This is a genomic window from Pseudomonas sp. D2002 (assembly GCF_013385735.1).
In the GTDB taxonomy this organism is placed as follows: Bacteria; Pseudomonadota; Gammaproteobacteria; order Pseudomonadales; family Pseudomonadaceae; genus Aquipseudomonas.
The window spans coordinates 852,435-864,541 of sequence record NZ_JACAPL010000003.1; the positions used below are offsets into that span (position 1 = coordinate 852,435).

Genomic DNA, 12,107 nt, shown 5'->3' on the forward strand with positions numbered 1-12,107 from the left:
CCGCTCCCACATTTTTGTCTGCATTCCAATGACAGAATCGTCATTTATTTGGCGTCAAAAAACATCCTGACGCATTCCTAACGAATCTTTCACTCGACATTTCAGAAATTTTTTCGTAGTGGCACCACTTTTTTTAAAAGGTAGTGGCACAAAACTATCCCTGCGCGCCAACTCCCTATAACTACTGGCCCAAATAGCAAGTGCTATCAGTATAGTACCAGTGCCATCTTTTCTAATATTTCAAGAAATTTCCGGAAACAGGATGAGTGGCCAGGAACTTCACTCCAAAGCACCGCTCATACCACCGGTAACGAAATTCTCTGTTGCTGTAAGAGATGACTTACATGACCGACCAATGGAAGTAGCAAAGTTGTCACATACACTTTGACTGCGTGGTCATATTACCAACCGATTAGTTAAGAGCGGCGACAAGGATGAATTGCCACCCACTATAAGGCCAAGGCTCAGCTTCCCCTAATGGGTCAGTGAGACAACCCAAGGCATTGATATTTAAAGGCTTGCCGCCTCTATCAACGCTCTGCGGCACTGGCGCCAGGCCCTTCTCCCAGGAAGGCCGGCTGCATTTCAGGGCAAGCCCCAATAACAAGACCATGTTTCGCACAACTTGAGTGCAATCGTTAGTCACTCGTTATTTAACATGCCTGCACACGGTAAGTCGGCGTCTATTCGCCTAACTTTCGTGGCAACAGTGACGCTTGCAAACATGAACTCCGGCCATCTAATTGGCATGATTAATATCGTCTTCAATGACAAAGAGGTAAATGCGATGCGCATCAGCATATTTGGTTTGGGTTACGTTGGCGCAGTCTGTGCCGGTTGCCTGTCTGCCCGTGGCCACGAAGTGGTCGGCGTGGACATCTCCCAGGAAAAGATTGACCTGATCAATGCGGGCAAATCGCCAATCGTTGAACCGGGTCTGGGTGAACTGTTGAGCCAAGGGATCGAGACCGGTCGACTGCGCGGTACTACCAACTTCGCCGAAGCCATCCGCGATACCGACTTGTCGATGATTTGCGTCGGCACGCCAAGCAAGAAAAACGGCGACCTGGAACTCAACTACATCGAATCGGTATGCCGCGAGATCGGTTTTGTCCTGCGTGACAAGACCACCCGCCACACCATCGTGGTGCGCAGCACCGTCTTGCCGGGCACTGTGGCCAATGTGGTCATCCCGATCCTCGAAGACTGCTCCGGCAAGAAAGCCGGCGTCGACTTCGGTGTTGCGGTCAACCCGGAATTCCTGCGTGAATCCACCGCCATCGCCGACTACGACCTGCCACCGATGACCGTCATCGGCGAGTTCGACAAAGCCTCCGGCGATGTCCTGCAGGCGCTGTACGAAGAACTCGACGCACCGATCATCCGCAAGGACATCGCCGTTGCCGAAATGATCAAGTACACCTGCAACGTGTGGCACGCCACCAAGGTGACCTTCGCCAACGAAATCGGCAACATCGCCAAGGCTGTCGGCGTCGATGGCCGCGAAGTGATGGAAGTGGTCTGCCAGGACAAGACCCTCAACCTGTCCCAGTACTACATGCGCCCAGGCTTCGCGTTCGGCGGCTCGTGCCTGCCAAAAGACGTGCGTGCCCTGACCTACCGCGCCAGCTCCCTGGACGTGGAAGCGCCGCTGCTCAACTCGCTGATGCGCAGCAACGAGTCCCAGGTGCAGAACGCCTTCGACATCGTCGAAAGCCACGACAAACGCAAAGTCGCCCTGCTGGGCCTGAGCTTCAAGGCCGGCACCGATGACCTGCGCGAAAGCCCATTGGTGGAACTCGCGGAAATGCTGATCGGCAAGGGCTACGACCTGAGCATCTACGACAGCAACGTCGAGTACGCCCGTGTTCACGGCGCCAACAAGGACTACATCGAGGGCAAGATCCCGCACGTGTCGTCCCTGCTCAACTCGGACTTCGACGATGTGATCAACAACTCCGACGTGATCATCCTCGGCAACCGCGACGAGAAATTCCGTGCCCTGGCGCATAACGCCCCGCACGGCAAGCAAGTGGTCGACCTGGTGGGCTTCATGTCCAAGGCCACCAGCGTGACCGGCCGCACCGAAGGCATTTGCTGGTAACAGCAACGGCAAGTTTCAGGCTGCAAGCGCACCAATCCCCAGCGCTTGCAGCCTGGAGCCTTCTTCACCTTCGGATGACGCTTATGTCCAAGTTAAAACACGTACTGCTCCAATCTGCCGGCTGGCTGTTCTTCTTGAGCCTGCTGATGGGACTCGCCCTGCTCTTACCGGCGAGTACGTTCGACTCCGAGTCGAAGAATTTTATTTTCCTGATTGGCGCCGTCGGTATCTGGCGCTACTCGATGGGTGCTACGCATTTCTTTCGCGGCATGCTGTTCCTGTACGTGGTCTACCCGCACCTGCGCCGTAAAGTGCGCAAGTTGGGCAAGTCGGCGGACCCGTCCCATGTGTTCCTGATGGTCACCAGTTTTCGTATCGATGCACTGACCACCGCACAGGTTTACAGCTCGGTCATTCGCGAGGCCATCGAATGCGGCTTCCCGACCACCGTGGTCTGCTCGCTGGTGGAAATGTCCGATGAGCTGCTGGTGAAAAGCCTGTGGGAACGCATGAACCCACCGGAACACGTGAAGCTCGATTTCGTACGCATCGCCGGTACTGGCAAGCGCGACGGCCTGGCCTTTGGCTTCCGCGCCATCTCCCGCCACCTGCCGGACGACCGTGCCGTGGTGGCAGTGATCGATGGCGACACCGTGCTCGCCGAAGGCGTAGTGCGCAAAACCGTGCCGTGGTTCCAGCTGTTCGGCAATGTCGGCGGCCTGACCACCAACGAGTTCTGCGAAGTGCGCGGCGGCTACATCATGAGCGAATGGCACAAGCTGCGCTTCGCCCAACGCCACATCAACATGTGCTCCATGGCCCTGTCCAAGCGCGTGCTGACCATGACCGGGCGCATGTCGGTGTTCCGTGCCAGCGTGGTCACCGACCCGGGCTTTATCGCCGACGTGGAAAGCGACTCGCTGCAACACTGGCGCCTGGGCCGCTTCAAGTTCCTGACCGGCGATGACAAGTCCAGCTGGTTCAGCCTGATGCGCCTTGGCTACGACACCTTCTACGTGCCGGACGCCGCGATCAACACCGTGGAACACCCGCCGGAAAAGAGCTTTATCAAGGCCAGCCGCAAGCTGATGTTCCGCTGGTACGGCAACAACCTGCGCCAGAACTCCCGCGCCCTGGGCCTGGGCGTGCGTCGGCTCGGCCTGTTCACCAGCGTGGTGTTGTTCGACCAGCGCGTGTCGATGTGGACCTCCCTGCTCGGCCTGACTGTGGCAATCATCGCCACCTTCAAGTACGGCGGCGCGTTCATCCTCGCGTACCTGCTGTGGATCGGCATCACCCGCCTGATCCTGACCCTGCTGCTGTCGTGCTCCGGCCACAAGATCGGCCCGGCGTACCCGGTGATTCTCTATTACAACCAGATCATGGGCGCGCTGGTGAAGATCTACGTGTTCTTCCGCCTTGATCAACAGTCCTGGACCCGCCAGGACACCAAACTGACCCGCGATTTGGCCAGCTTTCAACGTTGGTTCAACACCTGGTCGTCTCGGACCATGACCTTCTCCGCCGGCAGCATTTTCGTCGCCGTGTTGCTGATGATGGTCTGACCCTGCCAAGCCTGAATTAACTAGGAACTACACACCATGAATAGCCAAGTAAACGCCAACGTTGTCCACGAGTCCGAAGCCCAGCGCCAACATGCCCGGGTGAAAATCCCGGCCAAGCTGCGCTTCTTCAACACCGACCGTACCCAGACCGAAGCGCGGGTGATCGACCTGTCCGCCGGTGGCCTGGCGTTCACCGCCACCCAGCCGTTGACCGTCGGTGAAGTGCACAAAGGCCGCCTGCAATTCGTCATCGATAACCTCGGCCTGGCCATGGACGTAGAGCTGCAGATTCGCTCCTACGACCGCCAGACCGGCCGCACCGGTTGCCAGTTCCAGAACCTGGAACAACAAGACATCTCGACCCTGCGCCACTTGATCACCTCGCACTTGTCCGGCGACATCGTGACCATGGGCGACGTACTCGCCACCCTGCAACGCGACAACTTCACCAAGGCGCGCAAGGTCAAGGACGGCGGCAGCGGCATGACCGCGTTCGGTCGCCTGCGCGCCGTGGTGTTCAGCGCAGGTATTTTCATCGTCGGCCTCGCCGCATTCGGCTTTGTCTTCAAGTCGGTGTATGGCATGTACTTCGTCAGCCACGCCCAGGCCGGCCTGGTCAGCGTGCCGGGCATGAACGTGACGATGCCGCGCGACGGCACGGTGCAAAGCCTGCTCAAAGGTGACGCGGTCGCGGCCAAAGGCGCGCCACTGGCGACCTTCAGCACCAGCATGCTCGATGTGCTCAAGGGCCATCTGGACGAAGACCAACTGCAACCGGCCAAGGTTGAAGAGCTGTTCGGCAAGCAAATGACCGGTACCCTGACCTCGCCGTGCGATTGCGTGGTTGCCCAGCAAATGGTCGCCGACGGCCAGTACGCCAACAAGGGCGATGTGATCTTCCAACTGGTGCCACGCGGCAGCCTGGCCAACGTGGAAGCGCGCTTCACCTATCGCCAGTTCGCCGACGTTCGCCCAGGCACGCCGGTGAGCTTCCAGGTCGCCGACGAAGAACAGATCCGCACCGGCACCATCGTCAGCAGCACCAGCTTGAACAGCGCCGACCTGTCCTCCGACATCCGCGTGCAGATCAAGCCGGACGCACCGCTGGACAGCACCTACGCCGGCCGCCCGGTTGAAGTGACCAGCGACCGTGGCCCATCGCTGAACTGGCTGATCGACAAAGCCACGGCTCACGGTCTGTAAGCGAGGACATGCCTGTGATGACTCTCTCAAATACACTGCAAACACTGTGGGAGCGGGCTTGCTGTGGCGAGGGAGCTTGCTCCCGTTCGACAGCGCAGCTGGAGCCGGCTTTTTGGGGCTGCTTCGCACCCCAGCGCAAGCAAGCTTGCTCGCCACAACAAGCCCGCTCCCACATGGGTACTGCGGCTTTGCTGGCTGTTGCGGTCAGTCTCGCCGGTTGCGCCGGTCTACCCGACCAGCGCCTGGCCAACGAAGCCTTGAAGCGCGGCGACACCGTCACCGCCCAGCAGAATTACCAGCAACTGGCAGACCTGGGTTACAGCGAGGCCCAAGTCGGCCTAGCCGATATCCAGGTGACCACCCGCGACCCCGAGCAAATCCGCCAGGCCGAGGCCACCTACCGCGCCGCGGCCGATACCTCGCCCCGCGCTCAGGCGCGCCTGGGTCGCCTGTTGGTGGCCAAACCCGGCGCCACCGAGGCTGAGCAGCATGAAGCCGAAGGCCTGTTGAAAAAAGCCTTTGCCAATGGCGAAGGCAACACCCTGATTCCGCTGGCGATGCTGTACCTGCAATACCCGCACAGCTTCCCCAACGTGAATGCCCAGCAGCAGATCAGCAAATGGCAAGCGGCGGGTTACCCGGAAGCCGGTCTGGCCCAAGTGCTGCTGTACCGCACCCAGGACACCTACGACCAGCATCTGGATGACGTAGAGCGCATCTGCAAGGCCGCGCTGAACACCACCGACATCTGCTACGTCGAGCTGGCCACGGTCTACCAGAAAAAAGCCGAGCCGGAAAAACAGGCCGAACTGCTCAAGCAGATGGAAGCCGGTTACAGCCGTGGCACCGTCACCGCACAACGCGTCGACAGCGTCGCACGTGTCTTGGGTGATGCGACCCTAGGCAAAACCGACGAGAAAACCGCGCAAGCGCTGCTGGAAAAAATCGCCCCTGGCTACCCCGCTTCCTGGGTCAGCCTGGCGCAACTGCTCTACGACTTCCCCGAACTGGGCGACGTCGACCAGATGATGAAGTACCTGGACAACGGCCGCGCCGCCGACCAGCCGCGCGCCGAGCTGTTGCTGGGCAAGCTCTATTACGAAGGCAAGTGGGTGCCGGCCGACGCCAAGGCCGCCGAAGCGCATTTCGAAAAAGCCGTGGGCAAGGAAGTGGCCGCCGATTACTACCTCGGCCAGATCTACCGCCGGGGCTACCTGGGCAAGGTCTATTCGCAAAAAGCCCTCGACCACCTGCTGACCGCTGCGCGCAACGGCCAGAACAGCGCCGACTTCGCCATCGCGCAATTGTTTTCCCAAGGCAAGGGCACCAAGCCCGACCCATTGAACGCCTATGTCTTCAGTCAGTTGGCTAAAGCCCAGGACACGCCAGAGGCCAATGACTTGGCCACGCAGCTCGAAGCCCCGCTCACGCCGGAGCAACGCGCCGAAGGCCAACGCCTGGTGCAACAGGAACTGGCCGCGCGCGGCACCCTGGCCCAGAGCACGCTGCAACTGCACGCCCTGCAAGAAGAAGACGGCGAGGAATCCCTATGAAGCTCAACCCATTCGTCAAGGCCGGCATCGGCCTGACCTTCGCCCTGCTGTGGTCGTGCCCGACCCTGGCCGCGCTGACCGAAGCCAAGAACTTCGGCCTGGAAGTCAAAGCCACCGCACAGTCCGAAGACGACCGCGACCTCGGCACGCAGAAAGGCGGCGACGTCAACGGCATCGGCCTCGACCTGCGCCCGTGGGTCTACGGCGAAAGCGGCGCGTGGAGCGCCTACGCCATGGGTCAAGCGGTGACCTCCAGCGACATCATCGAGACCGACACCCTGCAACAGTCGGCCGATGACACCACCGAACAATCGAGCAACGACGACCGCAAAGCCAAGAAAAACTACCTGGCCCTGCGCGAGTTCTGGGTCGGCTACAGCGGCTTTACGCCCTACCCTGGCGAGATCCTCAAGTTCGGTCGCCAGCGCCTGCGCAATGACGACGGCCAATGGCGCGACACCAACATCGAAGCGCTGAACTGGACCTTCGACACCACCTTGCTCAAGGCCAATGTCGGCGCCGCCGAACGCTTCAGCGAATACCGCACCGACCTCAAGGAACTGTCGCCCAAGGACAAGGACCGCCAGCACTTCTACGCCGACGCCGCCTACCAGTGGACGCCGGGCCAGTGGATCGGCCTGCGCGGTCACCACACCCACGACGACGGCAAGCTCGACTACGCCGAACCGGGCGTGGCCACCGACCCGTTGGACAAACGCGAGAATGGCGACCTGACCTGGCTCGGCATCGAAGCCAACAGCGACGCCTACAACTGGCGCAACACCAACACGGTCAACTACTGGGCCAGCGTCACCGGCATGAAAGGCGACCGCGACACGGTCAACGCCCTGAACAAAGACGGCAGCCGCCCAACCGAAGCCAAGCGCAGCGACGACGTGAGTGGCTGGGCCACCGACCTCGGCATTCGCCTGCGTCTGGACCCGCAGTGGCAAGTCGGCGCGGCTTACTCCCGCGCGAGCGCCAACTACGAGCAGAACGGCCTGCAAAGCAACCGTTCGAACTGGACCGGCACCCAGTCCCGCGTGCACCGCTTCGGCGAGGCGTTTCGCGGCGAAATGAACAACATGCAGTCGATGAGCCTGTTCGGTTCCTGGCAGCTGCGCGAGGACTACGACGCCAGCCTGGTCTACCACAAGTTCTGGCGCGTCGACGGCAACAAGCCGGTGGGCAGCAACGGCATCGATGCCGTGCAGAACAACACCGACGACGTGACCGGCGCGATCCTGTCCAGCACTTCCCTGCCGCTCGAAGACGGCAAGAAAGACCTGGGCCAGGAGATGGACCTGGTGGTCACCAAGTACTTCAAGAAAGGCCTGCTGCCGGCCGCGCTCAGCCAGTCGATCGACGAACCCTCGGCGCTGGTGCGCTTTCGTGCCGGCGTGTTCAAGCCGGGTGATGCGTATGGCAGCCAGGTCGACTCGTACATGCATCGCGCCTTTGTCGACGTGATCTGGAAGTTCTGATGGGAGCCTGCGCAATGATTCCTCAAAAATTGCTGGTTGCCGCGATGCTGATGGCCAGTGCCACAGCGTTTGCCGACACCCCGCAGCAGGGCAAGGCGCCGACCATCGCCAAAGAACTGCAACAGGCCAAGACCTACACCATTTCCAGCCCGCCGACCGCGCCGCTGGAAATGGCCAAGCCCGCCCTGCCGGACCTGTCGGGCTACACCGGCGCGGCGATGGAAAAAAAGATCGTCAGAACCAAGCCGGGCAAAATCAGCATCCGCCGCATGATGCAGGAAGACGCGCTCAAGGACTTTATCGGCGGCGATAACAAGATGGCCGAATGGGTGGTGCGCCAGCACGGCATTCCCCAGGCGATCTTTGTCGACGACGGCTACATGAACCTCAAGGACCTGCTCGGCAAAGTGCCCAAGCAGTACTTCAGCGAAACCTCGCCGGGCGTGTTTTTGGCCAAGCTGCCGATTGTGGTCGGGCGCAAAGGCATCCTCGAAATCGACAAGAAAACCCAGGAGCTGCGCCTGTCGCAACAAGCCGGTTCGTTCCTGATCAACGACGGCCAGCTGTTTGTGCGTGACACCCGGATCACCGGCTGGAATGAAAAGACCAATGGCCCGGCACTGTTCCAGTCGCCCAAGGAATTCCGCCCGTTCCTGCTGGCCTGGGGCGGCACCGAGACCTACGTCGCCAACAGCAAGATGGCCAGCTTCGGCTACGCCAACAGTAAGTCGTACGGGGTGAGTATTTCCCAGTACACGCCGAACATGGCCAAGGTGCTCAAGCGCCCTGAGCCGACCGGCTGGATCGTCGATTCCGAGTTCTCGGACATGTGGTACGGCTTCTACTGCTACGAGACCACGGGCTTTGTGCTCAAGGGCAACACCTACAAAGACAACATCGTCTACGGCATTGACCCGCACGACCGTTCCCACGGCCTGATCATCGCCGACAACACCGTCTACGGCACCAAGAAGAAGCACGGCATCATCATTTCCCGTGAGGTGAACGACAGCTTCATCTTCAACAACCGCAGCTACGACAACAAGCTGTCGGGCCTGGTGATCGACCGTAACAGCGTCAACAACCTGATCGCCGACAACGAGATCTACCGCAACCACACCGACGGCATCACGCTGTATGAAAGCGCCGACAACCTGCTGTGGGGCAACAAGGTGATCGCCAACCGTCGCCACGGCATTCGTATCCGTAACAGCGTGAACATCCGCCTGTACGAGAACACCTCAATGGCCAACGGCCTGACCGGCGTGTACGGCCACATCAAGGATTTGACCGACACCGACCGCGACATCGCCCTCGACCCGTTCGACGCCAAGGTCTCGCTGATCGTGGTTGGCGGTGAATTGGCGGGTAACGGCAGCGGGCCGCTGTCGATCGACTCGCCACTGAGTGTCGAGCTGTACCGCGTGTCGATGCTCGCGCCGACCAAATCCAGCGGTATCAGCTTCAACGGCGTGCTGGGTGATCGGCAGGAAGAAATTCTCGACCTGTTGGTGCGCCAACAGAAAGCCGTGCTGATCGACCCTGTCGAACGCCAGACCGAAATGCAGGACTGAGGATGACCCTTATGCACCCACACATGATCAAACTGCTGAGCCTCTCGGGTCTGACCCTCGGCCTGCTGGCGGCCAGCCAAGGCGTACGCGCCGATGAAATCAAGGCGCCGACCTTTACCGCCGAACCGTGCTGCAGCCTGTGCCCCGCCGCCCATGACGCGAAGAACTACACCACGCGTTACCAGCAGAACTTCACCACCCTGGTGCAGGCGCAGGGCGACTGGCTGTTCCGAACCCAGGAAGATTTGCGCACCGAATTCGACACCAGCCCCGCCGGCTACAAACGCATGCAACAGCTGCACGATGCGTTCAAGGCCAAGGGCGTGGAACTGGTGGTGGTCTACCAGCCGACCCGTGGCCTGGTGAACCGCAACAAGCTCAACCCGGAAGAAAAAGCCAAGTTCGATTTCGACAAGGCACTGGGCAACTACAAGACCATGCTCGGCCGTTTCGCCAAGATGGGTTACGTGGTGCCGGACCTCTCGCCGCTGACAGACGAGCAACTGCCGGATGAACTGCCGGCCCACGATTTCTACTTCCGTGGCGACCAACACTGGACACCTTACGGCGCCCAGCGCACGGCAAAAATCGTCGGTGCCAAAGTCCGTGCGATGCCTGAGTTCGCGGATATTCCCAAGCGTGAGTTCGAAACCAAGCGCTCCGGGCGCATGGGCAAGACCGGCACCTTGCACAACATGGCCGGGCAACTGTGCGGCACCAGCTACGCGATCCAGTACATGGACCAGTTCACCACCGAACCCAAGGGCGAAGCCGGTGACGGCGACCTGTTCGGCGATTCGGGCAACCCGCAGATTACCCTGGTCGGCACCAGCCACAGCGGCAAGAACTACAACTTTGCCGGTTTCCTGGAACAGGAAATCGGTGCCGACATCCTCAACGTCGCCTTCCCTGGCGGTGGTCTCGAAGGCTCGATGATCCAGTACCTGGGCAGCGACGAATTCCAGAAAACCCCGCCGAAAATTCTGATCTGGGAATTTTCGCCGCTGTACCGCCTCGACCAGGAGACCATCTACCGCCAGATGATGTCGCTGCTCGACAACGGCTGCGAAGGCAAGACCGCGCAGATGAGCGCCAGCACGACGTTAAAACCCGGCAAGAACGAATTGCTGGTCAACAGTTCGAACAAAGACCTGCGTAACAGCAGTCACCAGGTCGACATCCGCTTCGCCGACCCGTCGGTGAAAACCCTGCAAGCCACCCTCTGGTACATGAACGGGCGCCACGAGGACATCAAGATCGAGAAACCCGAAACATCCGATACAGACGGGCGTTTCGCCTTTGAACTGCGCACCGATGAAGACTGGGCCTCGCAGAATTTGCTGGCCGTGGAAGTGCAGGGCCCCGAAGCGGGCGCTGCCGCGCAGAAAGTCGAAGCGAAAATTTGCACACGCAACGTATTCCCTGCCGGCGGTCAACAGACTGCTTCAGTGCCGTGAATTAAGTATGCAATGAGGTTACCTATGCAGAAGTTATTGATCCCATCGTTACTGGGCCTGGCGATATTCGCCGGCGCAGCCAACGCCGCCGCGCCACTGCGCCCGCCCCAGGGTTATTTTGCCCCGGTGGAAGCGTTCAAGACCGGCGACTTCAAGAATGACTGCGACGCCATGCCGGCGCCGTACACCGGCTCGCTGCAATTTCGCAGCAAGTACGAAGGTTCGGACAAAGCCCGTTCCACCCTGAATGTGCAATCCGAAAAAGCCTTTCGCGACAGCACCGCCGACATCACCAAGCTGGAAAAAGACACCAGCAAGCGCGTGATGCAGTTCATGCGCGACGGTCGTCCGCAGCAACTGGAATGCACCCTGAACTGGCTTACAAGCTGGGCCAAGGCGAATGCGTTGATGTCCAAGGACTTCAACCACACCGGCAAGTCCATGCGCAAATGGGCGTTGGGCAGCATGGCCTCGGCCTATGTACGCCTGAAGTTTTCCGACTCGCACCCGCTGGCCAACCACCAGCAGGAATCGCAGTTGATCGAAGCCTGGTTCAACAAGCTGGCCGATCAGGTGGTGAGCGATTGGGACAACCTGCCGCTGGAAAAAACCAACAACCACTCCTACTGGGCTGCCTGGTCGGTGATGGCGACGTCCGTCGCCGTCAACCGTCGCGACCTGTTTGACTGGGCCGTGAAGGAATACAAAGTCGGCGCCAACCAGGTCGATGACCAGGGCTTTTTGCCCAACGAATTGAAGCGTCAGCAACGGGCCTTGTCGTACCACAACTACGCGCTGCCACCGCTGTCGATGATCGCCAGTTTTGCCTTGGTCAACGGGGTGGACTTGCGCCAGGAAAACAACGGCGCGTTGAAACGCCTGGGCGACAAAGTGCTGGCCGGGGTCAAAGACCCGGAAATCTTCGAGAAGAAGAACGGCAAGGAACAGGACATGAAGGATCTCAAGGAGGACATGAAGTTCGCCTGGCTTGAACCCTTCTGCACCCTCTACACCTGCGCCCCGGATGTGCTCGAACGCAAGCATGGCATGCAGCCGTTCAAGACCTTCCGACTGGGCGGTGACCTGACCAAGGTCTACGACCCGACGCATGAGAAAGGCAACAAAGGCAACTAGCGGCTGATGATCGTTCCCACGCTCCGCGTGGGA

8 protein-coding genes are annotated in these 12,107 nt (G+C 60.1%); all 8 read left to right on the forward strand.

Translation table 11 applies throughout. The annotated features are described in order from the left end of the window. Nucleotides 1-787: 787 nt before the first annotated feature. The 8 genes from HX783_RS07205 (at nt 788) to HX783_RS07240 (ending at nt 12,074) form a co-directional block, all read left to right on the forward strand. Entirely contained in the window at nt 788-2,104 is a 1,317-nt protein-coding gene (locus tag HX783_RS07205) for a nucleotide sugar dehydrogenase (RefSeq protein ID WP_159954340.1), read from the forward strand. An 83-nt stretch (nt 2,105-2,187) separates the two neighbouring features. Further along, complete coding sequence (alg8, locus tag HX783_RS07210) at nt 2,188-3,669, forward strand: mannuronan synthase (RefSeq protein WP_177016445.1); 1,482 nt, start codon at nt 2,188-2,190, stop codon at nt 3,667-3,669. A 36-nt stretch (nt 3,670-3,705) separates the two neighbouring features. After that, nucleotides 3,706-4,872 carry an alginate biosynthesis protein Alg44 gene (locus tag HX783_RS07215; RefSeq protein ID WP_177016446.1) on the forward strand — a complete coding sequence of 389 codons (1,167 nt, stop codon included), beginning with the start codon at nt 3,706-3,708 and terminating at the stop codon, nt 4,870-4,872. Between the two features lie 173 nt (nt 4,873-5,045). Next, a complete protein-coding gene (gene algK / locus HX783_RS07220; RefSeq protein WP_159961336.1) occupies nt 5,046-6,425 on the forward strand; it encodes an alginate biosynthesis TPR repeat lipoprotein AlgK in 1,380 nt (459 codons plus the stop codon). Beyond that, nucleotides 6,422-7,909, forward strand: coding sequence for an alginate export family protein (locus HX783_RS07225; RefSeq protein ID WP_177016448.1), 1,488 nt, complete (start codon nt 6,422-6,424; stop codon nt 7,907-7,909). The genes algK and HX783_RS07225 overlap by 4 nt, the downstream gene beginning before the upstream one ends. Continuing rightward, nucleotides 7,909-9,483: a mannuronan 5-epimerase AlgG gene (gene algG, locus HX783_RS07230; RefSeq protein ID WP_177016449.1), complete on the forward strand. Its 1,575-nt coding sequence runs from the start codon at nt 7,909-7,911 to the stop codon at nt 9,481-9,483. Before HX783_RS07225 ends, algG begins: the two co-directional genes overlap by 1 nt. 11 nt (nt 9,484-9,494) lie before the next feature. After that, on the forward strand, nt 9,495-10,940 hold the full coding sequence (locus HX783_RS07235) for an alginate O-acetyltransferase (RefSeq protein WP_177016450.1): 1,446 nt from the start codon (nt 9,495-9,497) through the stop codon (nt 10,938-10,940). Nucleotides 10,941-10,964: 24 nt separating this feature from the next. Beyond that, a complete protein-coding gene (locus HX783_RS07240) occupies nt 10,965-12,074 on the forward strand; it encodes a mannuronate-specific alginate lyase (protein WP_159954334.1) in 1,110 nt (369 codons plus the stop codon). Nucleotides 12,075-12,107: the final 33 nt, after the last annotated feature.